This window comes from Paraburkholderia sp. BL10I2N1 (assembly GCF_004361815.1).
GTDB lineage: Bacteria > Pseudomonadota > Gammaproteobacteria > Burkholderiales > Burkholderiaceae > Paraburkholderia.
This window is the reverse complement of the sequence record NZ_SNWA01000001.1, coordinates 1,502,538-1,527,715: the sequence shown is the minus strand read 5'-3', so window position 1 is coordinate 1,527,715 and position 25,178 is coordinate 1,502,538. Positions and strand designations below refer to the sequence as shown.

Annotated in this window: 22 protein-coding genes and 1 tRNA gene; 8 read left to right on the top strand and 15 right to left on the bottom strand. The window is 62.7% G+C overall.

Features of this window, described 5'->3' with window-relative positions:
- Positions 1-32: 32 nt before the first annotated feature.
- The 5 genes from B0G77_RS07140 (at position 33) to rodA (ending at position 6,486) form a co-directional block, all read left to right on the top strand.
- Positions 33-1,076, top strand: coding sequence for a rod shape-determining protein (locus B0G77_RS07140; RefSeq protein WP_004189550.1), 1,044 nt, complete (start codon positions 33-35; stop codon positions 1,074-1,076).
- Between the two features lie 135 nt (positions 1,077-1,211).
- The gene (mreC, locus tag B0G77_RS07135) at positions 1,212-2,303 is read left to right on the top strand and encodes a rod shape-determining protein MreC (RefSeq protein ID WP_133661481.1); all 1,092 of its coding nucleotides are present in this window, start codon (positions 1,212-1,214) and stop codon (positions 2,301-2,303) included.
- Positions 2,300-2,812, top strand: coding sequence for a rod shape-determining protein MreD (gene mreD, locus B0G77_RS07130; RefSeq protein WP_133661480.1), 513 nt, complete (start codon positions 2,300-2,302; stop codon positions 2,810-2,812). Before mreC ends, mreD begins: the two co-directional genes overlap by 4 nt.
- 136 nt (positions 2,813-2,948) lie before the next feature.
- Positions 2,949-5,327 carry a penicillin-binding protein 2 gene (gene mrdA / locus B0G77_RS07125; RefSeq protein ID WP_133661479.1) on the top strand — a complete coding sequence of 793 codons (2,379 nt, stop codon included), beginning with the start codon at positions 2,949-2,951 and terminating at the stop codon, positions 5,325-5,327.
- Between the two features lie 10 nt (positions 5,328-5,337).
- Positions 5,338-6,486 (top strand): rod shape-determining protein RodA, encoded by a 1,149-nt coding sequence (gene rodA, locus B0G77_RS07120; protein ID WP_133661478.1) that lies wholly within the window; start codon positions 5,338-5,340, stop codon positions 6,484-6,486.
- 61 nt (positions 6,487-6,547) lie between these two features.
- Here rodA and B0G77_RS07115 read toward each other — a convergent pair whose 3' ends face one another.
- The 14 genes from B0G77_RS07115 to def all read right to left on the bottom strand — a co-directional run bounded on the left by B0G77_RS07115 (position 6,548) and on the right by def (position 19,190).
- Positions 6,548-7,261: a tetratricopeptide repeat protein gene (locus tag B0G77_RS07115; protein WP_133661477.1), complete on the bottom strand. Its 714-nt coding sequence runs from the start codon at positions 7,259-7,261 to the stop codon at positions 6,548-6,550.
- Positions 7,258-8,037, bottom strand: coding sequence for an aldolase/citrate lyase family protein (locus B0G77_RS07110; protein WP_133661476.1), 780 nt, complete (start codon positions 8,035-8,037; stop codon positions 7,258-7,260). Before B0G77_RS07110 ends, B0G77_RS07115 begins: the two co-directional genes overlap by 4 nt.
- Before the next feature lie 155 nt (positions 8,038-8,192).
- On the bottom strand, positions 8,193-8,636 hold the full coding sequence (gene queD, locus B0G77_RS07105; RefSeq protein ID WP_133664064.1) for a 6-carboxytetrahydropterin synthase QueD: 444 nt from the start codon (positions 8,634-8,636) through the stop codon (positions 8,193-8,195).
- A gap of 9 nt (positions 8,637-8,645) precedes the next feature.
- Positions 8,646-9,278: a 7-carboxy-7-deazaguanine synthase gene (queE, locus tag B0G77_RS07100; protein WP_133661475.1), complete on the bottom strand. Its 633-nt coding sequence runs from the start codon at positions 9,276-9,278 to the stop codon at positions 8,646-8,648.
- A 78-nt stretch (positions 9,279-9,356) separates the two neighbouring features.
- Positions 9,357-10,088 (bottom strand): 7-cyano-7-deazaguanine synthase QueC, encoded by a 732-nt coding sequence (gene queC, locus B0G77_RS07095; RefSeq protein ID WP_133661474.1) that lies wholly within the window; start codon positions 10,086-10,088, stop codon positions 9,357-9,359.
- Between the two features lie 368 nt (positions 10,089-10,456).
- Positions 10,457-10,532, bottom strand: a tRNA-Phe gene (locus tag B0G77_RS07090).
- Positions 10,533-10,653: 121 nt separating this feature from the next.
- The gene (gene esaR / locus B0G77_RS07085) at positions 10,654-11,343 is read right to left on the bottom strand and encodes a response regulator transcription factor EsaR (protein ID WP_133661473.1); all 690 of its coding nucleotides are present in this window, start codon (positions 11,341-11,343) and stop codon (positions 10,654-10,656) included.
- The gene (locus tag B0G77_RS07080; RefSeq protein WP_133661472.1) at positions 11,344-13,758 is read right to left on the bottom strand and encodes a PAS domain-containing sensor histidine kinase; all 2,415 of its coding nucleotides are present in this window, start codon (positions 13,756-13,758) and stop codon (positions 11,344-11,346) included. It abuts the gene before it with no gap.
- On the bottom strand, positions 13,748-14,338 hold the full coding sequence (locus B0G77_RS07075) for a DUF4390 domain-containing protein (protein ID WP_133661471.1): 591 nt from the start codon (positions 14,336-14,338) through the stop codon (positions 13,748-13,750). Before B0G77_RS07075 ends, B0G77_RS07080 begins: the two co-directional genes overlap by 11 nt.
- Positions 14,335-15,756: a 16S rRNA (cytosine(967)-C(5))-methyltransferase RsmB gene (gene rsmB, locus B0G77_RS07070; protein ID WP_133661470.1), complete on the bottom strand. Its 1,422-nt coding sequence runs from the start codon at positions 15,754-15,756 to the stop codon at positions 14,335-14,337. The genes B0G77_RS07075 and rsmB overlap by 4 nt, the downstream gene beginning before the upstream one ends.
- Before the next feature lie 194 nt (positions 15,757-15,950).
- The gene (gene htpX, locus B0G77_RS07065) at positions 15,951-16,808 is read right to left on the bottom strand and encodes a zinc metalloprotease HtpX (protein ID WP_133661469.1); all 858 of its coding nucleotides are present in this window, start codon (positions 16,806-16,808) and stop codon (positions 15,951-15,953) included.
- A gap of 106 nt (positions 16,809-16,914) precedes the next feature.
- Entirely contained in the window at positions 16,915-17,565 is a 651-nt protein-coding gene (locus tag B0G77_RS07060) for a LysE family translocator (RefSeq protein ID WP_133661468.1), read from the bottom strand.
- A gap of 104 nt (positions 17,566-17,669) precedes the next feature.
- Positions 17,670-18,656, bottom strand: a complete 987-nt coding sequence (gene fmt / locus B0G77_RS07055) for a methionyl-tRNA formyltransferase (RefSeq protein WP_133661467.1) — start codon at positions 18,654-18,656, stop codon at positions 17,670-17,672.
- Between the two features lie 30 nt (positions 18,657-18,686).
- Positions 18,687-19,190 carry a peptide deformylase gene (gene def, locus B0G77_RS07050; protein WP_133661466.1) on the bottom strand — a complete coding sequence of 168 codons (504 nt, stop codon included), beginning with the start codon at positions 19,188-19,190 and terminating at the stop codon, positions 18,687-18,689.
- Between the two features lie 238 nt (positions 19,191-19,428).
- Here def and dprA point away from each other — a divergent pair, with 238 nt between their 5' ends.
- From dprA to B0G77_RS07035, 3 genes are all read left to right on the top strand, one after another.
- Positions 19,429-20,556, top strand: a complete 1,128-nt coding sequence (dprA, locus tag B0G77_RS07045) for a DNA-processing protein DprA (protein ID WP_133661465.1) — start codon at positions 19,429-19,431, stop codon at positions 20,554-20,556.
- Between the two features lie 58 nt (positions 20,557-20,614).
- Positions 20,615-20,992, top strand: coding sequence for a thioredoxin family protein (locus tag B0G77_RS07040; protein WP_133664063.1), 378 nt, complete (start codon positions 20,615-20,617; stop codon positions 20,990-20,992).
- Between the two features lie 249 nt (positions 20,993-21,241).
- Complete coding sequence (locus tag B0G77_RS07035; RefSeq protein ID WP_133661464.1) at positions 21,242-23,908, top strand: DNA topoisomerase III; 2,667 nt, start codon at positions 21,242-21,244, stop codon at positions 23,906-23,908.
- Positions 23,909-24,060: 152 nt separating this feature from the next.
- On the opposite strand, the gene B0G77_RS07030 is transcribed toward B0G77_RS07035, so the two are convergent.
- Complete coding sequence (locus B0G77_RS07030; protein ID WP_133661463.1) at positions 24,061-25,155, bottom strand: LysR family transcriptional regulator; 1,095 nt, start codon at positions 25,153-25,155, stop codon at positions 24,061-24,063.
- Positions 25,156-25,178 lie beyond the last annotated feature (23 nt).

Genomic DNA, 25,178 nt, shown 5'->3' with positions numbered 1-25,178 from the left:
AGGCGCGGCCCCCAGCGAGACAGGATTTTTGAATGTTCGGTTTTTTGCGTAGCTACTTTTCCAACGATCTGGCCATTGACCTCGGCACCGCCAACACGCTCATCTACATGCGCGGCAAAGGCATCGTCCTCGACGAACCTTCGGTCGTTTCCATCCGTCAGGAAGGGGGTCCAAACGGCAAGAAGACCATTCAGGCAGTCGGTAAGGAAGCCAAGCAGATGCTGGGCAAGGTGCCGGGCAACATCGAGGCGATCCGCCCGATGAAAGACGGCGTGATCGCCGACTTCACTGTCACCGAACAGATGATCAAGCAGTTCATCAAGACCGCTCACGAATCCCGCATGTTCTCGCCGTCGCCCCGCATCATCATTTGCGTGCCGTGTGGTTCGACCCAGGTGGAACGCCGCGCAATCAAGGAAGCCGCTCATGGCGCAGGCGCCTCGCAGGTCTATCTCATCGAAGAGCCGATGGCGGCCGCAATCGGCGCCGGCCTGCCGGTGTCGGAAGCGACAGGCTCGATGGTCGTCGACATCGGCGGCGGCACGACGGAAGTCGGCGTGATCTCGCTGGGCGGCATCGTGTACAAGGGCTCGGTGCGCGTCGGCGGCGACAAGTTCGACGAAGCCATCGTCAACTATATCCGCCGCAACTACGGCATGCTGATCGGCGAACAGACCGCCGAAGCTATCAAGAAGGAAATCGGCTCGGCGTTCCCGGGCTCGGAAGTCAAGGAAATGGAAGTGAAGGGCCGCAATCTGTCGGAAGGCATTCCGCGCAGCTTCACGATCTCCAGCAACGAAATCCTCGAAGCCCTCACTGATCCGCTGAACCAGATCGTGTCGTCGGTGAAAATCGCGCTTGAACAGACGCCGCCGGAACTGGGCGCCGACATCGCCGAACGCGGCATGATGCTGACGGGCGGCGGTGCGCTTCTGCGCGATCTCGACCGCCTGCTCGCAGAAGAAACCGGCCTGCCGGTGCTCGTCGCTGAAGACCCGCTGACCTGCGTCGTGCGCGGTTCGGGCATGGCGCTCGAACGCATGGACAAGCTCGGCAGCATCTTCTCGTACGAGTGAGCGAGTCCACCTTGCGAGTTCATCTTGATTAAAGCGGCGCGGATCAACCGGCTGGCCTACCCAGCCGCCGCCCGCCAGGCGCTCGTCTGACGCGCCGCAGCCTCACCCACCACGCTCACACCCCCGGCGCCGACCATGGAATACAGTCCGCCGCCCCTGTTCAGGCAAGGCCCCTCGGCACTCGCGCGACTGATCTTCTTCGTCGTGCTGGCGCTTGCCCTGCTGATCTCCGACGCACGCTTCCGAACGCTCGAGATCGTTCGCGGCGTCCTCGGCGCGGGCCTTTATCCGTTGCAGCGCGCCGCGCTCGTGCCGCGCGATCTAGTCATTGGCGCCGCAGATCTCGCCGTTACCAGCACGACGCTGCGTAGCGAGAATGACAAGCTGCGTGCGCGCAATCTCCAGCTTTCGCTGCAAGCCAACCAGGTCGCGGCCTTGGGCGCTGAAAACGGGCATCTCCGTGCGCTGCTTGAACTGTCGCAGCGCGCCACGACGCAATCGATCCCCGCCGAAATCCAGTACGACACCCGCGATCCGTTCACGCAGAAAGTTGTCATAGGTCGCGGTTCGCAGCACGGCATCATGAACGGCTCGCCGGTCGTCAACGAAGACGGCGTGATCGGTCAGGTCACGCGTGTTTTCCCGCTTCAATCGGAAGTCACCTTGCTGACCGACAAGGATCAGGCGGTGCCCGTACAGATCGTGCGAACCGGCTTGCGCAGCGTGATCTACGGCACGCCGAAGGGCGACTCGCTCGACCTGCGCTTCGTGCCGATCAGCGCCGACGTGCTGGCTGGCGACGAACTCGTGACGAGCGGTCTCGATGGCGTCTATCCGCCGGGCCTGCCGGTGGCGAAGGTCGTGCGGGTCGACAAGCAGGCGGATACCGCGTTTGCACGGGTTATCTGCGTGCCGGTCGCCCAGGTGCGCGGTGCGCGCCATCTGCTGGTGCTGCACTATATGAGCGACGTGCCGCCGCGGCCCGCCGAGCCCGATCCTGTCGCCACAGCGAAAGACGCGAAGGCGAAGAAGAGCGCCAAACCGGCGGTAGAGAAGGGTGGCGAGAAGGCTCCCGACAAAGGCACCGACAAGGGCGGCGCAAAACCGGCGGAAAAACCTGCTGAAAAGAACGCTGCGAAAGCCACAGAGAAAAGCGCGAAGGCTCAGCCGGCCACGCCGGCGTCAACTGGCGCGAAGGCGAAGAGCGCCCAGGGGGCGAAGCCATGAACCGCCCGCAATACATCCTGCAGCCGGTCAACCCGTACTTCATCGCGTTTAGCCTTGCGGCTGCGTTCCTGCTGAACATGATGCCGTGGGGCCGGCTCATCGGCGTGCCGGATTTCGTCGCGCTGGTATTGCTGTTCTGGAATGTGCACCAGCCGCGCAAGGTCGGCATGGGCATCGCGTTTTTACTCGGCCTGCTGATGGACGTGCACAACGCGAGCCTGCTCGGCGAGCACGCGCTGGCCTACACGCTGCTGTCGTACGGCGCGATCACGATCCACCGTCGCGTGCTGTGGATGTCGCTCGGTGTGCAGGCTTTCGCCGTGATGCCGCTGCTGGTCGGCGCGCAGCTCGTGCCGTTCGTCACCCGTCTGCTGACGGGCGCCGCGTTCCCAGGATGGGGTTATCTGATCGACGGTTTCGTCGAAGCGGCCCTGTGGCCCGTCGCGAGCGTATTGTTGCTTATGCCTCAGCGCCGTCCGGCCGATCCGGACGATACCCGGCCCATCTAGGCCGAACCACGCGTCGGACCTCGATTGAACACACTCTCATCCCGCCGGCTCGAGTGCAACGCTTACGCTTTCCGCCCGCAACCGTTCGCGGGCACGCATCACCTGACGGCCGCCGCGCGGCCATTTGTATAGAAGCATGACCGAATTCAAGGACACACAGCAGCAGCTTACGAAGTTCCGCTTGCGGGTCGCCGCGGCGGGCCTGTTCGTGTTCGTCTGCTTTGGGTTGATCGGTTTTCGTTTCCTGTTCCTGCAGGTCTGGCACTACAGCAAATACTCGCTGCAGGCCGACGAAAACCGCATTTCAGTGGCACCGATCGTACCGAACCGCGGCATCATCACCGACCGTAACGGCGTGGTGCTCGCGAAGAACTACTCGGCATACACGCTCGAAATCACCCCGTCGAAGCTGAATGACTCGCTCGATAACGTGATCGACAACCTGGCAACCGTCATCTCGATCGACGCGCGCGACCGTCGCCGTTTCAAGAAGCTGCAGGAAGACTCCAAGAACTTCGAGAGCCTGCCGATCCGCACGCGCCTCAGCGACGACGAAGTCGCGCGTTTCACTGCACAGCGCTTCCGCTTCCCGGGCGTCGAAGTGCGCGCGCGCCTGTTCCGTCAATACCCCCTCGGTCCGACGGCGGCGCATGTGATTGGTTACATCGGGCGCATTTCGCAGCGCGACCAGGAGCGCATCGACGATGCGAGCGACCAGAACGACAGCGATTCGGATCACTACGATCCGCGTCTGGACGCGAACAACTACAAGGGCACCGACTACATCGGCAAGATCGGCGTCGAGCAGAGCTACGAGACCGAACTGCATGGGCTGACCGGCTTCGAAGAAGTCGAGGTGACCGCCGGTGGACGCCCGGTGCGCACACTGTCGCGCACCCAGGCGACGCCGGGCAACAATCTGGTGCTATCGCTCGACATCGGGCTGCAGCAGGTCGCCGAGCAGGCATTTGCTGGCCGGCGCGGCGCGCTGGTCGCAATCGAGCCCGCGACGGGCGACGTGCTCGCGTTCGTCTCGGCGCCGAGCTTCGACCCGAATTCGTTTGTCGACGGCATCGACCAGCAGACCTGGGACGATCTCAACAATTCGCCGGACCACCCACTGCTGAACCGTCCGCTGCACGGTACGTATCCGCCGGGCTCCACCTACAAGCCGTTCATGGCGCTCGCCGCGCTGTCGCTGCACAAGCGCACAGCTGGCTGGGGTTTTCAGGATCCGGGCTCCTATACGTTCGGCGGCCACACATTCCGCAACGACGTGCCGCAGGGTCAGGGCTGGATCGACATGAACCGCGCCATCATGGTGTCGAACGACACATATTTCTACATGCTCGCGCACGATCTCGGCGTCAACGCAATCGCGAACTTCATGAAGCCGTGGGGCTTCGGCCAGATCACCGGCATCGACATTGCCGGCGAAGCACGCGGCATCCTGCCGTCGACCGACTGGAAGAAGAAAGCGTACCGCAAGCCGGAGCAGCAGCGTTGGTACGAGGGTGAGACGATCAGTCTCGGGATCGGCCAGGGCTACAACTCGTACACGATCCTGCAGCTTGCGCACGCAACGGCCACGCTCGCCAACAACGGGGTCGTGATGAAGCCCCACCTCGTGAAGGAAGTCGAGAATCCGATCAACCACGACACCCGCCTGACCGTGCCGAAGGACAACGGCCGGATCAACGTGGCGCAGCAGGACATCGACGTCATCAAGCGCGGGATGGAAAACGTCACGTCGAACCCGTCCGGCACGGCGTACCAGGTATTCCGCAATGCGGCGTACACGGTGGCAGGCAAGACTGGGACGGCGCAGGTCTTTTCGCTGCAGGGTGCGAAGTACCATGGCCACGCGCTAGCTGAACATCTGCGCGACCACGCGCTTTTCATCGCGTTTGCGCCTGCCGAGAATCCGAAGATCGCGGTCGCGCTGATCGTCGAAAACGGCGGCTGGGGCGCACAGGCAGCGGGGCCGATCGCACGACGTGTGCTCGACTACTATCTGCTCGAGCGGCAGAAGCCGGGCGCCGAAGCGGCGGCAGTGGAGGCAGCCGCCTCGGCGACGGAAGACGCCTCGGCACCCGTGATCGGCGCGACACCGGCAGCGCAGGATTCCATCATGCCGGTCACCGTGGCAGCGGGTTTCAAGGCGTTGCCGCCCCCACCGGGCGCGTCGGTGAAGCCAAAGCCTGATGCCGCTGCTTCTTCAACGGATGCAACAGCCGCGTCCGGCGCCGCCGCTGCGTCGGCACCGGGCGCAGGCGGCCCTGTGGCCCGTGCTGTGGGCGCTTCGGCTACTCCGGCAACCGGCCGTGCCGCAAAGGGCGCGCCCGCTGTGGCGGCCACTGCATCGGCACCGGTCGCAACCAAAGCACCCCACAAGCCGCCGCGCGCGCCCCGTCCGGCCAGCGACGAATCGCCGACGGCCGCCGCGCCGTCACGCGACAACGGCATTGCGCCGACGTCGCCAAAACTGCCGGTTTCCGGCGGCATCGACGAGTAAGGAGAAAGGCATGCAATTCGACAAGCGCGCCTGGCTCGACCGCATCAAGAGTCTGTTTTTGGGCTTCGACCGGCCGCTGGCGCTGATCGTTTTTCTGCTCCTGTGCGTCGGTATCGTGACACTGTACAGTGCGACACTCGATATGCCCGGGAAGGTCGAGGATCAGCTGCGCAACATCATGCTGACCTTCGCGCTGATGTGGGCGCTCGCCAACGTGCCACCGACAACACTGATGCGCTTCGCCGTGCCGCTGTACACGTTCGGCATTGCGCTGCTGATCGCAGTGGCGCTGTTCGGCCTCACGCGCAAAGGTGCAAAACGCTGGATCAATGTAGGCGTCGTCATCCAGCCGTCCGAGATTATGAAGATCGCCACACCGCTGATGCTCGCTTGGTATTACCAGCGACGCGAGGGCGTGATGCGCTGGTACGACTACATAGTCGGCCTTCTGATTCTCGCAGTGCCAGTCGGACTGATCGCGAAGCAGCCGGACCTCGGTACCGCGGTGCTGGTGTTCGCGGCCGGCTTTTTCGTGATCTACTTCGCCGGACTGAGTTTCAAGCTGATCGTGCCGGTACTGATTGCGGGGGTGATCGCGGTGACCTCGATCGCCGCGTTCCAGGACAAGATCTGCCAGCCGGAAGTCAACTGGCCGCTGATGCATGATTACCAGAAGCACCGCATCTGTACGCTCCTCGATCCGACCTCGGATCCGCTAGGCAAGGGCTTCCACACGATTCAGGCGGTGATTGCAATCGGCTCGGGTGGACCGATCGGCAAGGGCTGGATGAAGGGCACGCAAGCTCACCTCGAGTTCATCCCCGAAAAACACACCGACTTCATTTTTGCGGTGTTCTCGGAGGAGTTCGGTCTGGCGGGGGGGATTGTGCTGCTGACGCTGTACATGTTGCTGATCGCGCGCGGCCTCTACATCGCAGCGAATGGCGCAACGCTGTTCGGCCGATTGCTGGCAGGCTCGCTCACGATGGCGTTTTTCACCTACGCGTTCGTGAACATCGGAATGGTGAGCGGGATCCTGCCAGTGGTCGGCGTCCCGCTGCCCTTCATGAGCTACGGCGGCACGGCCCTCATCACACTGGGTGTCGCGATCGGCCTCATCATGAGCGTCGCGCGACAGAAGCGGCTCATGCAAAGCTGAGGCCGCATCGCACAGCGGAGCGGTTCCGGCCTGATCGCCGGAACCGCGCACGTGGCGCTGGTTACTGCGGCTTCGCCTCGTGTTCCTGCTGCAATTTCGAGGTGAGCTGCTGGTACTTGAGACGCGCCGCCGGATCGCCCTGCGCCGCAGCGGCGGCATAGTAAGCCCGCGCAACATTGAGATTGCGCGCGACCCCGTCGCCTCCGCTCTCGTAGAACGAGCCCGTCACATACTGCGCCGTCATGTCGCCGCCTTCAGCCGCTTTCTTGTACCAATAGAACGCCTGCTGGTTGTCGCGCGATGTGCCGCGACCGTCGAGGAACTGGTTCGCAAGCGCCAGTTCGGCCTGCACATGGCCCTGCTTCGCGGCCTTCAGGAACCACATGTGCGCCTCCGCCGGATCGCGGCCGACGAACTCACCATCGTCATACATCCTGCCGTACACGTACTGCGCGTGCGACATGTCCGCGTCGGCGGCCTTGCGCAGCCATTTCTTGCCTTCGTCGACGTTGGCAGTGGTGCCTTCTCCGTTCAGCAGCATCATCGCGTAATTGAACTCGGCGAGCCGGCTGCCGCGCTCGGCGGCCTTACGGAACTCCGACAGCGCGGCGCCCAGGTTGCCGGCGTTGTAGTCGGCGACGGCAGTCTGCGTTTCAGCGTCTACGGCATTCGGCGACCGCAGGGTCTGGGCGTGCACGAGTGCGGGTGCTGCGACGCTCGCCGCCACGGCTACGCATGCTGCGGCGCGCGTAAGTAAAAGCGAAATGCGTGTCATGACCGTACCTCCTGCAGCGCCTGCCGGGTTGCGCGCAGCATCCACATGACGTCGGCCGCGAGCGCGATGAAACTGAAACCTTCCGTGCGATGTTGCCGTGCACTGGCGACATCCATCGCGAATATGCCGGCAGCAACATGTGCGCGACGCGCCACGTCCGCGATGCGTGCAATCGCGGCCACCACGTCCGGGTGCTTCGGATCGCCCAGGTGCCCAAGGCTGGCAGCCAGATCGGCCGGACCGATAAACAGGCAGTCGATACCCGGTGTCGCGGCGATCTGCTCGACGTTCTCCAGTGCACGCGCCGACTCGATCTGTACGATCGTCGCAATCTGCGCATTGGCGTTTTGCACATAGTCGCGGCGCATCCCATATGCCGCCGCGCGGACCGCGCCAGCGACACTGCGCATGCCATCGCCCGCAGCGGTCGGATACTGCGTCAGACGGACCGCGCGCGCCGCTTCGTCAGCGGACTCGATATTGGGGAACATCAACGTGCGCGCGCCCGCGTCCAGCACGCGCTTGACGAGCCAGGACTCGCTGGCGGGCAGCCTCACGACCGGCTCAGTCGGCAGATGCGCCGCGGCGATCGCGCGCAGCTGGCCGGTGACGTCGACGCTGTCGTTCGGCGAGTGCTCCATGTCGATCAGCAGCCAGTCGAAACCAGCGTGCGCGAGCGCCTCGGCAGCCGTATCGCTGCCAAGCGACAGCCACAGCCCGAACAGCGGATCAGGATCCTTCAGTCGTTGCTTGAGGGGATTGGTGAAGGTGCTCATCGCCGCGCCCTCTGATGGCGCGGCGCGCCGCCTGAAGTGCGGAGGGACGCATGGGCGGTGCCGCGGGCACGGCGCCCGCTTCGCAGTACGGTGAACGGCATGTCTCGCTCCGTTTGGTTGTCGCAACGATCATACCGTGACAATAACGCGTTCGTTCAGTCGCGAACGACGTCGGCCCAGCAGTTCGGCGTTTCGTACAGGCGCACGCGGTGAAGACGCAGGTTCACCCCGTAGTGGGCATCGTAGACGTTCGCGAGAATGTCGAACGCGACGGCAGCCAGATTTTCGACGGTCGGGATGCGGTCGAGCACAACCGTCTTGTGACCCGGCATCGACTCCAGGAAGCCGCGCACCGGCGCATCGCCTTCGTAGACAAGAAATGCGTGATCCCACAGGTCGACGAGATGCTCGTTGGCGAGCGACTTCACGTCGGCAAAATCCATCACCATGCCGCGATCGGGCGCACCTTCCGTTTCGACGAGGTCACCCTGCAGCGTGATTTCGAGCACGTAGCGATGCCCGTGCAGATTACGGCACTGGCTGCGGTGATCGGGGATGCGGTGGCCCGCGTCGAATTCGAGTTTTCGGGTAATCGTCAGCACGGTGGATCAGGGAATGTTCAGGTACTTGTGGGTCTGCATCGACAGACGCCATTGCGGATGGCGTTTGCACCAGTCGATCGCGAGCTTCGTGTTGATGTCGCGCGATGGGCCATCCATCGGTTGCACGAGGAAATATTCGAAGTCGAGCTTCGCGTAGTCGGACAGGCGCTGGTTGTCCTGCGGAATCACGACTTTCAGCTCGTTGCCTTTCGTCACGACGAGCGGCGCGTCGGCCTTCGGGCTCACGCAGATCCAGTCGATGGTTTCCAGCACGGGCAGCGAGCCGTTGGTTTCGATGGCGATTTCAAAGCCAGCCGCGTGCAACGCGTCGACGAACGGCGGATCGATCTGCAGCATCGGTTCGCCCCCGGTGCACACGACAAAACGCTTGCCTTCGCCTTCCGGCCATAGTGACGCGATCTTCGCTACGAGTTCTTCGGCGGTACGGTACTTGCCGCCGTTCTCGCCATCGGTGCCGACGAAGTCGGTATCGCAGAAGCGACAGACGGCCTCAGCGCGATCTTCCTCCCGACCCGACCACAGGTTGCAGCCGGCAAAGCGGCAAAACACGGCCGGACGCCCGGCGTTCGCGCCCTCGCCCTGCAATGTGTAGAAGATTTCCTTGACCGCGTACGTCATGCTGCTTTCTGCCTGAGGTTTCCTGGATAGGTGTATCACGAAGCGGGTTCGTTTGTGCGCCGCCTTCGTCTGTTGCCTTTATACGGGTTCCGTCACATTCTCACCGGCGAGATACGCTTCGTAGCCACGCTTGCGCAGCTTGCACGCCGGACATTCGCCGCAGCCGAAACCCCACGCGTGCAATTCGGCTCGCTCGCCGACATAGCACGTATGTGTTTCGACACGAATCAGCTCGACCAGCTCGTCGCCACCCAGTTGCTGCGCGAGACGCCACGTGTCGGCCTTGTCGAGCCACATCAGCGGTGTCTCGAGCAGGAAGCGGCTGTCCATGCCGAGATTCAGCGCGACCTGCAGCGCTTTCATCGTATCGTCGCGGCAATCGGGATAGCCCGAAAAGTCCGTCTCGCACATGCCGCCAACCAGCACCTGAAGCCCGCGCCGATAGGCAATCGCGGCGGCGATCGTCATGAACATCAGGTTGCGGCCTGGCACGAACGTGTTCGGCAAACCGCTTGCGGCGGCTTCGATCTGGATTTCGCGCGTCATCGCCGTATCGCTAATCGAGCCAAGCACCGACAAATCGATCATGTGATCGTCGCCGAGGCGCTCCCCCCAAACCGCAAATGTCCGCGCGATCGCGCTGCGAAAGCCCTCGCGGCATTCGAGTTCGACTCGATGTCGCTGACCGTAGTCGAAACCGAGTGTCTCGACCGTTTCATATCGTTCGAGCGCCCACGCGAGGCAGGTGGCCGAGTCCTGACCACCGGAGAACAGCACGAGCGCGCTACGTTTAGCGTCTGTCCGGGTCACCGTGAAACTCCGTGAATGATGAGTGCCCGCGTCGGGCCGCAGGTGTGAGCCATACAGCGACAGGACGTGGGGCGGCACTGAGCCCGCATCGAGCCAGCTCAGGCAGTATAGGCCGCGCCATCCGCATGCAGAGTCGCCGGGCACTTATACCGCTGATCGTCAGGTAGAGCGTGTCGCGCGATGCGTGGCTCCGACACCGAAAACGCAAAAGGACTTGTCGTTAGAACGTGGCAAGTCCTTGAACTAATGCAATTTTATCATGCGGCGCAGCATGCCGCCGACCGCCCGGACCACGGTGAATCCCGTACTGCAAAGCACCACAAAAACAGAAAGCCCCAGGAATCTTGCGATTTCCTGGGGCTAAATTCTGGTGGCCTGGGACGGAATCGAACCATCGACACGCGGATTTTCAATCCGCTGCTCTACCAACTGAGCTACCGGGCCAACGAAGAAGCGAAAGTATATCAAAGTGAACTGACCGCCTCAAGCCCCCTCGTGAAAATTTATCGACAACCGGCTGGGGGACTCATTGCGCGCCGCTTTCGCGCCACCTGCATGTCGCCGTTCATTCACCCTTGTTCTTGCCGAGATCGACACCGAGCTGCTTCAGCTTGCGATACAGGTGCGTGCGCTCAAGCCCGGTCTTTTCGGCGACGCGCGTCATGCTGCCGTTTTCGCGTGCGAGGTGATATTCGAAGTAGGCGCGTTCGAACGCATCGCGCGCGTCGCGCAACGGGATATCGAACGAGATCGATGCGGTTTGCGCAGACAGCGCGCCACCCAGCATGCCTTCGGCCGGCATCATCGGCAACGCGGCAGCGGAGGCTACCGCCGACGCGCCCACTGGCAAGACTGGCTTTGCCGCGACACCGCCCACTGACGGCGCCGCATTGCCGCGTGCGAGCCCCTGCTCGACCGCCTTCAGCAGTTTCTGCAACGCAATCGGCTTCTCGAGGAAGTTGAGCGCACCGATCTTCGTCGCTTCGACGGCCGTATCGATCGTCGCGTGACCGGACATCATGATGACCGGCATCGTCAGTTGCCCTTGCGCGGCCCACTCTTTCAACAAGGTGACGCCATCGGTGTCCGGCATCCAGATGTCGAGCAGCACCAGATCAGGGGCCTGACGCAAACGGAAGTCGCGCGCTTCCTGCGCGTTTTCCGCGGCCTCTACGACGTGTCCTTCGTCGCTCAGGATCTCCGAGAGCAATTCCCGGATGCCCATTTCATCATCTACTACCAGGATGGTTGCCATTTAAGCTGCCCTTGTCTGCACTGTTGCTTTTGTTCCGTGCGATGCACCACCGCGTGTTGCCCGCGGCTCCGTTCCGGGTGCCGCCTCATCGTCTGCCAGTTGGAGGAAGAGGATCGAAATCTGCGCACCTTCGATCACCTCGCCCGCCTTCATGCGGTTGCGAATGTCGATGCGCGCGCCATGTTCGTCGACGATCTTCTTGACCATGGCAAGACCGAGGCCTGTTCCTTTGGCCTTGGTCGTCACGTAAGGTTCGAATGCACGCGTCAGGATACGTGCGGGGAAGCCCGGTCCGTTGTCCGATATCGTCAGGCGCACTGCAACGCGCGCTTTGCCTTCCGCGTCAGGATCGCCATATTCTACTGTCCTCGTCTCGAGCACCACGCGCTGATGTTCGACTTCCGAGACGGCATCCTGCGCATTCTGCAGCAGGTTGTGGATCACCTGGCGCAATTGCGTCGCATCACCTCGAATTACCGGCAGGTTCGGCGCCAGTTCCACTGCAATCGTGCTCTTGCCTTCCTCGATACCGTAGAGCGTGAGCACCTCGCTCACCAGGTCGTTGAGCTGCAGATTCGCGAGCACCGCCGGCGGCGTGCGCGCATAGTCGCGGAAACTGTCAACCATCTGCTTCATCGCTGCGACCTGATTGACGATCGTGGTCGCGCCTCGCTTCAACACATCCGCGTCCGACGGTGCGAGCTTGTCGGAGAGTTTCATCTGCAAACGCTCTGCCGACAGCTGGATCGGCGTAAGCGGATTCTTGATCTCGTGCGCAAGACGGCGTGCAACCTCACCCCAGGCGATCGAGCGCTGTGCCGAGATCACGTCGGAGATATCGTCGAACACGACGACGTGACCCGACGTCTGAACATCCTCCGCATCGCTGTCGGTCGCTGCGACGAGCCGTGCGCCGCGCACGAGCAGCGTCAGCGGCTCGGGTTCGCCGGCTACCTGTACCGAGACCTGCTGCTGCCAGTGACCACGGTCGTCGTGGCCTTCGCCGCTCGCCGCTTCGCGGTCGGCGAAGGCCTTGCGCACCATCACGCCGAACTCGGCGAGCACGCCAATGTTATCCAGCGACGAGCCGAGCATCGCCTGGAACGGCTGGCGGAAGATGCGCTCCGCGCCGCGATTCGCAGTGGTCAGCCGGAACTGCCGGTCGAACACGAACACGCCCGCGGTCAAGTTCGCAAGAATGCTTTCCAGATACGCCTTCGAGTGTTCAAGTGCGATGCGATTATTCTCGACCGCCGCGCGCGCCTCGGAGAGCTGGCGCGTCATCGCATTAAACGACTGCGTGAGGAAGCCGAGTTCGTCGCGCGACTTGATTTCGCGCTTCGGCGTGTAATCACCTTCCGTCACTTCCTTGGTGCCCTGCGCGAGCAGAAAGAGCGGTCGCGCAAGCTGATTGCCGAGTGCGAGTGCAAGCATCATCGCGATGAACGTCGCGAGAAACAGCGCGAGCGTTAGCGTGCCGATATACATCTTGCGCAGCCCCGTGCGGCCGAGCGCCTTCTCCTGATATTCGCGATAGGCGCGTTGCACCGCGTCCGCGTTACGCGCAAGCGTTGGCGAAACAGGTTGCGAAAGTTGCAGGAAACGTTCAGCCGGCTGCAGCAGCGACGCGTTCGAATCCGGGATGCGCTGCACGATGCGCAATCGCAATGCGCCTTTCGCCCCGCGCGCTTGCGGATCGCCATCCACTTCACCCTCGATTGCAGCGAAGCCACGCCCGCGGGCCTGTTCGATCATCAAAGGAGTGGGCAGGTCGGTTGGTACGAGCGACGCATAGTTGCTCGCGGCCTGCGCGACGACGTGCATCTCAGGCGTCGCGCCGGACATGCTGCGCACAGGTTCGACGATGGTCGCGTCCTGCACGCCGAACTGGTCGCGCAGACGCAGCAGCGTAAGCGTCGTGCCGGATGAATCAGCGCTCGCGAGCTGCTCGGCCATCAGACGGCCCTTGGTCTGCAGATCCGAGAGGGACGCGTCCAGCATGCCGCGCCCGAGATTCAGCCCTGAGGTGAGCGCGGTTTCGACGTTCACGTCGAACCACGATTCGATACTGCGCGACACGAACTGATACGACACGATGTAAATGATCCCGCCCGGCACGACGCCGACGAGCGCGAAGAAAAATGCGAGCTTCGCGAGTAGCCGTGTGCCGAACTTGCCCTTGCGCAATCGCGAGATGATCACCACGACGAGCACCGCCACGATCAGCATGAAGATCAGCGCGACCGCAACGTTGGCTGCGTAAAGCCACTGATAGTAGCGATCGAAGAACTCGGTGTTCGCGCTCGCGGCGGCGAGCAGCACGAGCAGCAGAACGGCGGTGACGGCCACCGTCGACACCATCACGCGCACGATGATGCCGGTCACGCTCGGAGCCTGGCGCACTCTATTTAGCACGTTCGGTCACCGTGAAGGTAAAGCGCTTCCAGTCGGAAGAGAGATTCCAGTCGCGGTTATTGACCGCGTCGATCTGGAACGGCTTGGGCATCAGCGCGACATCGAGTTGCATGCGCACGGAAGCGTTATACGTTTCACCGCCGCGCACCTGGCTGCGATCGATGACATGCCACGACGTGACGTGCTTGATCACCGACAGCGCGTCTTTCAACGTGCTGAAGCCAAGTTGCAGGCCGCCGCTCGACACGCGGTATTCGCGCGTCAGCGGCTGGAACGACAGACGGATGCTTTGGGAGACGCTCACGGGTTGCTCGTCGAACCAGTACCACCGCGGACGACTGAGTTCGAAATCGGTGGTGAAATAAAGCGGAATGCCCTTATTGACGGCATCTTCGAGGCTACTGTTCAGCTCGAAGTCGAAGCGGGCGTCGAGGCTCCAGCCGTTGTTATCCGATTCCAGCGACGCGCGCTGCACAGCGATCGAGTCGGCCCGCGCGGTCCCGGCTGCGCTCAGGCAAACGGCCAGCGCAATCCAGAGCACGGCCGCAAGCCGAAGCGGAAAGAAGCGTTTGATGGTCACCGTTTCTGAAAGCGCGCGTAGAAAAATCCGTCGTGGTCTGAATTCGAGGCGGTGTCCTGCCCGGCACGCAGTTCGGCCGATGCTCCAGCTGGCGCGCGGGCGGCCGTGGGCAACAGCTGCCCCGGCGCGTCCAATCGTACCGCATCTTGGTGCGTGCTTCCAAACCACGTCGCCTGCAACTCACCTTCTTCCGGAAAGATCGAGCACGTAACGTAGAGCAACTCGCCGCCTGATTTTACGAGGGGCCAGAGCGCTTCGAGAATGCGCCGCTGCTCCGCGACGAGCGCGGGGATGTCGGCCGCACGACGCAGCCAGCGGATATCCGGGTGGCGACGGACGATGCCCGATGCGGAGCACGGTACGTCCGCCAGAATACGGTCGAACGGCTGGCCGTCGTACCACTTTTCAGGGTTGCCGGCATCGCCGATGCGCACATCGGCGTCAAGACCCAACCGCTGCAGATTCTCGCCAATACGCCGTGCACGCGACGCATCGCTTTCGAGCGCAATGAGCTCGATGCCGGCCAGCTCCAGCAGATGGCCTGTCTTGCCGCCGGGAGCGGCGCAGGCATCCAGCACGCGCATACCGTCGCGCACGCCGATGCATTGGGCGGCGATTTGTGCGCCGGCATCCTGCACCGACACGACGCCCTCGCTAAAGCCCGGGATACGATCGACCGACATCGGCACATCGAGCCGCACTGCGTGCTCACCGGCCTGGGTCGCGGCGATGTGATGGTCCTGCAGCACGCTCAGATAATCCGCGACGGTCGAGCGACGCGCGTTGACGCGCAGCGTAAGCGGCCCTTGCTCGTTGCCTGAAGCAAGGATGGCCTGCCAGTTCTCCGGCCACGCGCGCTGAACTGAATCGATCCACCACTGCGGATAATTCCAGTGGGCGACATCATCCGTGTGCACAGTGGCCAGCAAGCCCTCGCGTTCGCGCAGAAAACGTCGCAGCACGGCGTTGACAAGGCCCTTTGCAAAGGCGAACTCGCGTCGTGCGCCGATCGCATTGACCGCCTGGTCGACGACCGTGAACGGCGTATAAGCCGCCGATTCATCTTCATCGACGAGCAAGGCAAGCGCGCACGCGAGCACATGGCCGACGTGCGGCGGCGGTGCCTTGCGCACCAGTTGCACGACGAGCGCTTCAGCGGTAGCGAGACGCCGCATGGTCCGGTACGCAATGTCCTGCACCGCGCCGCGCGCCGCTGCAGCGGCGCCCTCGGGCGCGGACACGAACACGCTCTGCAGCGCAGCGGGCAATGCAGCGCCGAGGCGCACCGCGCCGACAGCCTGCGCGGCGCAGTCGAGCGCAAAGCCCAGCGACTCCGGCGCGAGATGCAGCGCCGACAAACGGGGCTCGCGTGCACGCGGCGGTCTCGAAACAGGGCGCTCAGAAGGCTTTGAAGTCATGTGCAAGACAAAGGCAGGCCTCGCAGGTCGCGTGGCACAAACGAGACATTGTAGCTTGGGCCGCCGGACGGCCCCGCGCTTCGCGTCGAGTCCAGGTCGGTACCCCCTCGTACGAATGAAAAAGGGCGAACCTCACGGCTCGCCCTTGGGCAGACAGGAGGAGGTGCCGGCGACGGCACCCCGGGCACCCAGCGTTAGTCGAAACGTCCGGTGCGCGCCATCTCCATCAGACGTGCGATGCGCTCCTCGGTCGCCGGGTGGGTCGAGAACAGGTTCGCGATCCCGCCGCCCGAAAGCGGATTCATGATCATCATCTGCGCTGTCGCGGGATGCGCTTCGGCCGTGGCAAACGGGATACCGGCTGCGTAACGGTGAATCTTGTCGAGTGCCGACGCAAGCGCCTGCGGGTCGCCCGAAATCTTCGCGCCACCCCGATCCGCCTCAAACTCGCGGGCGCGGGAAATCGCCATCTGGATCAGCGCACCGGCGATCGGCGCCAGAATCGCAACCGCGATGCTTGCGATCGGATTGGCCGGCCGGCCGTTTTCATCGCGACCGCCGAAGAACATCGCGAAATTGGCCAGCGCGGAGATCGCACCCGCCATCGTCGCCGAGACCGTGGAGATGAGGATGTCGCGATGCTTCACATGTGCGAGTTCGTGCGCCATCACGCCACGCATTTCCCGCTCGGAGAGCACGCGAAGAATGCCGGTAGTAGCCGCCACGGCCGCGTGCTCCGGATTGCGACCGGTGGCAAATGCATTCGGCGCGTCTTCGTTGATCAGGTAGACCTTCGGCATTGGCAATTCGGCGCGTGTGGCAAGCTCACGCACCATCCGATAGAACTGCGGCGCGCTCGTCTCATCGACTTCCTGCGCGTTGTACATGCGCAGAACCATCTTGTCCGAGAACCAGTAGGAGAAAAAATTCATCCCGAGCGCCACGAGGAACGCGAGCATCATGCCCCGCGATCCGCCGATCATGCCGCCAATCACGACGAAAAGGGCCGTAATCGCGGCCATTAGCATCGCGGTTTTCACCCAGTTGAACATGTCCGTTTACTCCTTGCCCCTAATGTGAGTTCGCTCTTGACGTCACCCATTGGCGACAGTCTATTGTAAGAAATTTGTTAGATAGGGGCGAACGTGGAAAATTCAATCACCGTGACGCGGCGGCAAGTTTGACGCCCAGACCGACAAAAGCGCTACCGACACCGCGATCGACCCACTTCTTGATAGCCGGCTTGCCGGAGAAGCGCTGCGTGACGCTGCCCGCGATCCACGCGACAAAGCTGTTCCACACCGTGCTCAGCACGACGAACACCGCGCCGAGCGTCAGGAACGCAAGCGCGTTGTGCTCGCTGCCTGTGGTGACGAACTGCGGGAAAAACGACACGAAGAACAGCACGACCTTTGGATTCAGCACATTGGTCCAGAAACCTTGCACGAACAGCTGACGCAAGGATTTCGGCGCACCAGCGGCGCGCGACGGCGTACCTGACGCAGCGACCGGTTCGGCCGCCGGTTTCGCGAAGATCAGGCGCACGCCGAGGTAAATCAGGTAGATCGCGCCCACAAACTTGATCACCGTGAACGCCGCGGCCGATGCCGCGAGCAACGCTGTCAGGCCGAACGCGCAAGCAAGAGAATGCACGCAGCAGCCCGCGGAAATGCCGAGCGCCGACATCAGCCCTGCACGACGCCCCTGCGCGACACTACGCCCGACGATATAGGCCGTATCGGGTCCCGGCGTCACGTTCAGCAGAAAAACCGCAACGACGAAGAAGGCGAAATGGGTGATGCCGAACATTTGAAATCCTCAGGCGCACAGTCAATTCACAGACGATTCTAACGCGCCGCGCGGCTGCAGCGGCAGTTGGCCGAACGGTCTGTGGCGCAGTCGCGCCCCCCGTTTTACGATGCTTCGGGCAGTTTGAACCGCTGACCAGCGGAAAGGGGCGCGCCAGCCAGAAATTCGCGCGCAGGGAGACGCTTGCCACCGGGCTTCTGCAATTGCACGAGGCGCAGCGCGCCTTCGCCACTTGCGACCACGACTCCCTCCGGAGACACATTGAGGATCGTGCCAGGCGCGGCCTCACGCGGCGTATCAACCACTTCGGCGCCCCAGATCTTGAGCGCGGTGCCGTCGTCGAGTGTCGCTACGCCACCGGGGAACGGGTCGAACGCGCGGATCTGGCGAGCCAGTTCGATCGCTGGACGCCGCCAGTCGAGCGCGGCTTCGTGCTTGCCGATTTTTTCGGCGTAAGTGGCGCCTTCAGCCGGTTGAGGCGTCGCGGCAAGCTTGCCCGTGCGCTCCAGTTCGATCAGTGCATCGACGATCAGCTTCGCGCCCGCCTGCGCGAGGCGGTCGTGCAGCGTGGCGGTGGTGTCGTCCTGATGGATCGGCGCACGTGCTTCGGAGATCATCGCGCCGGTGTCGAGGCCGACATCCATTTGCATCAGCGTGATGCCGGTTTCCGTGTCGCCAGCTTCGATCGCTCGGTGGATCGGCGCGGCGCCGCGCCAACGCGGCAGCAATGATGCGTGGATATTGATGCAGCCATGGGGGGGAATATCGAGCACTTCCTGCGGCAGCAGCAACCCGTACGCGGCGACCACCACGACGTCGTGGGGTGTCGCGCGCAACTGTTCGATCGCGGCAGCAGCTTCAACCGGGTATTTGCCGTTGCGGCGCAGCGACGGCGGCTGCGCGACGGCCAAGCCGTGTTCCTGCGCGAACCGTTTAACCGGACTCGCCTGCAGTTTCATGCCGCGGCCGGCTGGCCGGTCGGGTTGGGTGAGGATAAGCGGCAGCGGGAAACCGGCAGCGTGAATTGCCGCCAGCGCCTCGGCGGCGAACTCAGGCGTGCCGGCAAAAATAACGCGCAACGAATGGGTCATGAACGGAAGAGTTAGCAGGAAGGACGCGCGTTACATCGCGTGCGCGAGTTTCTTCATCTTGCTCTTGATGCGCGTCTGCTTGAGCGGTGACAGGTACTCGACGAACACGCGGCCCATCAGGTGATCCATTTCGTGCTGAACGCAGACGGCGAGAAGGCCTTCACAGTCGAGTTCGAAGGTCTCGCCCTTTTCGTTGAGCGCCCGTACGCGCACCTTCTCGGCACGTTCCACATTGTCGTAGATGCCCGGCACCGACAGACAGCCTTCTTCGGAGAGCTTTCTCTCGTCGCTCGACCAGATGATTTCCGGGTTGATGAACGTGCGCAGTTCGTCGTGTGTTTCCGAAACGTCGATCACGATCACGCGCACATGCTCGTCGACCTGCGTTGCAGCCAGTCCGACGCCCGGTGCGGCGTACATCGTTTCGGCCATGTCAGCGACAAGCTTACGGATGCCGTCGTTGACCACATCCACGGGCTTCGCAATCTTGTGCAGCCGCTTGTCCGGGTAATTGAGGATGTTCAGTAAAGCCATGGTCCTGAGTTGAATGAGTGAGCGCCGCGCACTCCGGCGCACCACGCTGCTAGCCACCTGGCCAGCTTGTGAGCCCGTCGCGTTATGCGGAGGATATGCGCTCGAACTGGTTCGATTCGACGCGCCGTCGGCACACGGACGGAAGGCACGCGGGCAGACGCAGCGCTGCAAATTTCGGATGATGAAAATTTTAGCATGGCGACCGCCTCCCCGCTGGCCGCAAGAGGACTGATAAGCGATGCACACATTGCCAATGACCGATGATGAACTCGCCGCGTGGCTGCGGCTATCGATGGCGCGAGGGCTGAAGCCAGCCCCATTGCGCTCGCTGCTTGACGCGTTCGGGCTGCCGGCCGCACTCCTTGGGCAGACGTTCGCGGCAATAGCGGCAATCACCGATGAGGCCACTGCACGCGCCGTACTGGCCGCTCCGGATCCCGATTTCGACCGCCACCTGACTAACGTCCTCAGATGGCGCCACGAGCCTGGCAATGAAGTACTGACACTGGGCGATCCGGCTTATCCGCCCGCCCTGCTTACGATGACCGATCCGCCACCGCTGCTTTATGCGAAAGGATGCCTCGATTTGCTCAACACCCGCAGCGTTGCCATCGTAGGAAGCCGCAACGCTACGCCGCAAGGTGTCGAAGACGCTCGCCGGTTCGCGCGGGCGCTGTCGGACGCGGGGCTCGCTGTGGTGTCCGGGCTTGCGCTCGGTATCGACGCCGCTGCGCATCGTGGCGCGCTGGGCGGTGCAGGCAGCACGATTGCGGTAATAGGCACCGGGGCCGACGTCGTTTATCCGGCCATCCATCATCAGCTTGCCCATGAGATCGCTGCAGCAGGCGCGATCGTCTCGGAGTGGCCGCTCGGCACGTCCGCCCGCTCCGCGCATTTCCCACAACGAAACCGGCTGATCGCCGGTCTGTCGAGCGGCGTGCTGATCGTGGAAGCCGCGATGCGATCGGGCTCGCTCATCACGGCTCGCCTCGCGAATGAAATGGGGCGGGATGTGTTCGCCATCCCCGGTTCCATCCATGCGCCGCTTGCGCGCGGATGTCATCGGATGATCAAACAGGGCGCAAAGCTCGTCGAAACACCGGAAGACGTCCTCGACGAACTGGGCTGGGCTGTCCGGCCCGTCGCACCAGCGCCTGGAGAAGTGGTGTCACCTGCCTCGTCGTTGACGCCGGATGCAAGGCGCCTGCTGGACGCGTTGGGTCATTCGCCTGCCACGCTTGAAATCCTCGCTGTCCGCACCGAGATGGAAGAGGCAGCGCTTCAGGGCACATTGCTGCAGCTTGAACTGGGCGGCTATCTCACCGCATTACCAGGCGGCCGATTCGTGCGGGCGAACCACAATTGACGGCGCGCCATGCTACATTCGCGCCAAAGCACCTGATAAAAGTACGCAAGGAACCACCATGCCCGCGCTGAATCTCGACACCGACGCAGACCGGATCGCCGAGCGCGTCAATAACCACGACACCCTGTTCGTTGCCTGTCTGTGCGCGGAATGGTGCGGCACCTGCAGGGAATATAGAGAAACTTTCGACCGCCTTGCGGACCGGCATCCAGATATCTGCTTCGCGTGGATAGACATCGAAACGCACGCCGACCGCTTCGACGATCTCGACGTGGAGAATTTTCCGACGGTCCTGATCGAAGATGCCATCACCACGCGCTTTTTTGGCACGGTGCTGCCGCAAGCTGCGATCGTCGAACGCATGCTTTCCGATCTCTACGGCCTGCCGGGCATGACCGGAGCGCCGAAGCTGCGGCCGGCGCTGGCCGTTGCCTGACGCGCCGGTGGTACGCGGCGGCTACGCAGAGTCATCACGCAATTACGGGAGCCGGCGAAGGTCCGGCGAGTATTGCCGGACGGGCGGCACTTGCCTTGCTTGCGGCTAGGCTGCGCGCTTGCCGGAAACACAGGCACCCACTTATGATGAGCCGCTTTTTTACGCACAGGAGTCGACGTTTCCGCGCTGTGTGCTATAAAGCGGTCGTTAAAGGGCCATAAACCCGGATCCACATACTCACATCCAGTCATGTCCAAAGCATTGATCATCGCCGAAAAGCCTTCCGTCGCGAACGACATCGCGCGGGCTTTGGGCGGGTTTACCAAGCATGACGAATACTACGAAAGCGACGAGTACGTCCTTTCGTCGGCGGTCGGCCACCTGCTCGAAATCGCAGCGCCCGAAGAATACGAGGTCAAGCGCGGCAAATGGAGTTTCGCCAATCTACCCGTCATTCCCCCGCATTTCGACGTGAACCCGATCGCAAAAAGCGAATCGCGGCTCAAGGTGCTCACGAAGCTGCTGAAGCGCAAAGACATCGACCACCTGATTAACGCGTGTGACGCGGGGCGCGAGGGTGAGCTGATTTTCCGTTTGATTGCACAGCACGCGAAAGCCAAACAGCCAGTCCAGCGCCTCTGGCTGCAGTCGATGACGCCTGCCGCGATCCGCGAAGGGTTTGCCCGTCTGCGTAGCGACGAGGAAATGCAGCCGCTCGCCGACGCCGCGCGCTGCCGTTCCGAGGCTGACTGGCTGGTCGGCATCAACGGCACGCGGGCGATGACAGCCTTCAACAGCAAGGGCGGCGGCTTCTTCCTGACCACTGTCGGGCGGGTGCAGACGCCGACGCTGTCGATCGTCGTTGAGCGCGAAGAAAAGATTCGCCGGTTCGTGCCGCGCGACTACTGGGAAGTGAAAGCAGAGTTCGTCTGCGCGGGCGGCTTCTACGAAGGCCGCTGGTTCGACCCGAAGTTCAAGCGCGACGAGTTCGATCCGGAGAAACGCGATTCGCGCCTCTGGAGTCTGCCGGCCGCCGAAACGATCGTCGCCGCCTGTCGCGGCCAGATCGGCAGGGTGTCGGAAGAATCGAAGCCGTCCACACAGCTGTCCCCGGCGCTGTTCGACCTGACGAGCCTGCAGCGCGAGGCCAACGGCCGCTTCGGCTTTTCGGCGAAAAATACGCTCGGGCTCGCCCAGGCGCTGTATGAAAAGCACAAGGTGCTCACCTATCCGCGTACCGACGCCCGCGCCCTGCCGGAAGACTATATCGAGACTGTGAAGAGCACGCTCGACATGCTGAAGGAGAGCAACAATTACCTGCCGTTCGCGAAGCAGGTGCTGGACAAGGGCTGGGTGAAGCCGAACAAGCGCATCTTCGACAATTCGAAGATCAGCGACCACTTCGCAATCATCCCGACGCTGCAGGCGCCGAAGTCGCTGTCCGAGCCCGAGCAGAAGCTGTACGACCTGGTCGTGAAGCGCTTCCTTGCCGTGTTCTTCCCCGCCGCCGAATACAAGGTGACGACGCGGATCACGGAAGTGGTCGGCCATCACTTCAAGACCGAGGGCAAGGTACTCGTCGAACCGGGCTGGCTGCAAGTCTACGGCCGCGAGATCAGCGGCGAAGACGCGAACCTCGTACCGGTGCAGAAAGACGAAAAGGTCAAGACCGACAAGATCGCCGCCCAGCAACTGGTGACCAAACCGCCCGCACGCTACAACGAAGCGACTTTACTGTCGGCGATGGAAGGCGCAGGCAAGCTGGTCGAAGACGACGAACTGCGCGAAGCAATGGCAGCCAAGGGTCTGGGCACGCCAGCCACGCGCGCCGCCATTATCGAAGGGCTTCTTGGCGAAAAGTACCTCATACGCGAAGGACGCGATCTGATTCCGACCGCCAAGGCATTCCAGCTGACGACGCTGCTGCGCGGACTCGGCGTCGAAGAACTTACGGCCCCCGAACTCACTGGCGAATGGGAGCACAAGCTAGCGCAGATGGAGCGCGGCCACCTCAAGCGCGACGCTTTCATGCAGGAAATCGCTCGCATGACGCAGACCATCGTCAAGCGCGCGAAGGAATACGACTCCGACACCATCCCAGGCGATTACGCAACGCTCGAAACGCCTTGCCCCAATTGCGGCGGCCAGGTGAAGGAAAACTATCGGCGCTTTGCATGCTCGAAGTGTGAGTTCTCGATCTCGAAGATTCCGGGCGGCCGCCAGTTCGAGATCACGGAAGTTGAAGAGTTGCTGCAGAACAAGACGATCGGTCCGCTGTCGGGTTTCCGCAGCAAGATGGGCCGGCCGTTCTCTGCGATCCTCAAGCTTGCTTTCGACGACGAGACGAAGAACTACAAGCTCGAATTCGACTTCGGTCAGGATCAGGGTGGCGAAGACGGCGAACCGCCTGACTTCTCCGAGCAGGAACCGGTCGGCGCATGCCCGAAGTGCAAAGGGCGCGTATTCGAGCACGGCATGAGTTACGTTTGCGAAAACTCGGTTGCCAATCCAAAGACGTGCGACTTCCGCTCAGGCAAAGTAATCCTGCAACAGGAAATTGGTCGCGATCAGATGGCGAAGCTGTTGGAAGAAGGACGTACGGATCTGTTGACGAACTTCAAGTCGTCGCGCACCGGCCGCAACTTCAAGGCGTTCCTCGTCAAGCAGAGCGACGGCAAGATTGGTTTCGAATTCGAGAAGAAGGAGGCGTCGGTGAAAACCGCTGCAAAGACCGCAGCCAAAACAGCAGGAAAAGCCGAGATGGAACTGGAAACGGAAGTCGGCGCAACGGCGAAAACCGCGCCTGCCAAAAAGGCGGCGGCGAAAACCGCCGCAAGTAAAACGACCGCAACCAAAACCGCTGCGGCCAGGAAGGCTCCCGCAAAGAAAGCGGCCGCGCGCAAGACTGGTTCGTAATACGCGTTTCCGGTCCTCGCTTCTAGCAGGGGACAAAAAAGGCGCAGCCGTGGGATTCACGGCTGCGCCTTTTTCTTTGCCGCTAGATTGCCACCATCGACAGGCGTGCACGCCGCACAACGTGCACGGCAGCGCCTGACGCTTCCCGGGCGTTACAGCGGCGACAGAGCCGTCGGCCTGGGTCGCACCGCTGTCTTGGGTGGCTTGGGCGCTGGCAGTTCGCGATCGAGCAGGCTCGAGCGCGGTTCGGCACCGTCAAACGCTTCAGGCGCCATTGACCCCGACGACGGCGCAATGGCGAGCGAAGAAGGCTGGACCAGACCGTCCTTGATCCACTGTTCGCCCAGTTTGCTATTCGGCGTCTGGCTGAAATGCTCGACGAGGTGATCGATGAACGTACGCACCTTCGCCGGAAGATGACGGCGGCTCGGGTAGGCAATATTGATCTCGACCTGCGGCAGCCGGTAATCGCCGAGCAGGCGCACAAGCTTGCCGCGCGTCGTATCACGTCCAATCAGATAGCTTGGCAGGATCGCGATGCCCATACCAAGCAGCGCGAACTGGCGCAGCATTTCCGTGTTGTTCGCGACGATCACGTTCGTCGGACGCACACGCACCTCGCCGTCTGGCCCCGTGAAGACCCGCTCATCGCCCCAGTATTCGGACGGCAGACTCAGGCATGGATGCTCCAGCAGTTGCTCGGGACGCGTCGGTGTGCCGTGCTTCTCGAGATAGGCGGGGGTCGCGCAGACCGTCATGCAACCGGTCGTCAGGCGGCGCGTGACGATGCTCGCGCTGCGCATGTGCCGCGCGATCACGACGCCGACATCGAAGCCTTCCTCGACGAGGTCGACCTGCCGGTCGACGAGCGTCACGTCCGGCACGACCTTCGGATAGCGCTCGGCGTACGTCTGCAGCACCGGCGCCAGGTTGTGCAGGCCGAATACGACTGGCGCGACGATACGCAGCGTGCCGACAGGCTCGTGATTTCGCGCCACCACCATCTGCTCGACGTCTTCCAGCTCGTCGAGAATCTGGCGGGCGCGTTCCAGGTAAACCTGACCCGATTCAGTCAGAGACAGGCTGCGGGTTGTGCGGTTGAGTAGTCGCGTACCGAGGCGACCCTCGAGGTCGGCGACGTGCCGGGTTGCAACTGCATTGGATATATCCATCGCGCTGGCTGCGCGGGCAAAACTACCGAGATCCGCCACCCGGACGAAAACTCGCATCGACTGCAAATGATCCATAAGACAACTCCTGCCGTGGTACA

Bases quoted from the DNA above. Each gene is read 5' to 3' on its own strand.
- B0G77_RS07140 (WP_004189550.1), top strand. From the start codon at position 33: ATGTTCGGTTTTTTGCGTAGCTACTTTTCCAACGATCTGGCCATTGAC.
- mreC (WP_133661481.1), top strand. From the start codon at position 1,212: ATGGAATACAGTCCGCCGCCCCTGTTCAGGCAAGGCCCCTCGGCACTC.
- mreD (WP_133661480.1), top strand. From the start codon at position 2,300: ATGAACCGCCCGCAATACATCCTGCAGCCGGTCAACCCGTACTTCATC.
- mrdA (WP_133661479.1), top strand. From the start codon at position 2,949: ATGACCGAATTCAAGGACACACAGCAGCAGCTTACGAAGTTCCGCTTG.
- rodA (WP_133661478.1), top strand. From the start codon at position 5,338: ATGCAATTCGACAAGCGCGCCTGGCTCGACCGCATCAAGAGTCTGTTT.
- B0G77_RS07115 (WP_133661477.1), bottom strand. From the start codon at position 7,261: ATGACACGCATTTCGCTTTTACTTACGCGCGCCGCAGCATGCGTAGCC.
- B0G77_RS07110 (WP_133661476.1), bottom strand. From the start codon at position 8,037: ATGAGCACCTTCACCAATCCCCTCAAGCAACGACTGAAGGATCCTGAT.
- queE (WP_133661475.1), bottom strand. From the start codon at position 9,278: ATGACGTACGCGGTCAAGGAAATCTTCTACACATTGCAGGGCGAGGGC.
- esaR (WP_133661473.1), bottom strand. From the start codon at position 11,343: ATGGCAACCATCCTGGTAGTAGATGATGAAATGGGCATCCGGGAATTG.
- rsmB (WP_133661470.1), bottom strand. From the start codon at position 15,756: ATGACTTCAAAGCCTTCTGAGCGCCCTGTTTCGAGACCGCCGCGTGCA.
- htpX (WP_133661469.1), bottom strand. From the start codon at position 16,808: ATGTTCAACTGGGTGAAAACCGCGATGCTAATGGCCGCGATTACGGCC.
- B0G77_RS07060 (WP_133661468.1), bottom strand. From the start codon at position 17,565: ATGTTCGGCATCACCCATTTCGCCTTCTTCGTCGTTGCGGTTTTTCTG.
- fmt (WP_133661467.1), bottom strand. From the start codon at position 18,656: ATGACCCATTCGTTGCGCGTTATTTTTGCCGGCACGCCTGAGTTCGCC.
- def (WP_133661466.1), bottom strand. From the start codon at position 19,190: ATGGCTTTACTGAACATCCTCAATTACCCGGACAAGCGGCTGCACAAG.
- dprA (WP_133661465.1), top strand. From the start codon at position 19,429: ATGCACACATTGCCAATGACCGATGATGAACTCGCCGCGTGGCTGCGG.
- B0G77_RS07040 (WP_133664063.1), top strand. From the start codon at position 20,615: ATGCCCGCGCTGAATCTCGACACCGACGCAGACCGGATCGCCGAGCGC.
- B0G77_RS07035 (WP_133661464.1), top strand. From the start codon at position 21,242: ATGTCCAAAGCATTGATCATCGCCGAAAAGCCTTCCGTCGCGAACGAC.
- B0G77_RS07030 (WP_133661463.1), bottom strand. From the start codon at position 25,155: ATGGATCATTTGCAGTCGATGCGAGTTTTCGTCCGGGTGGCGGATCTC.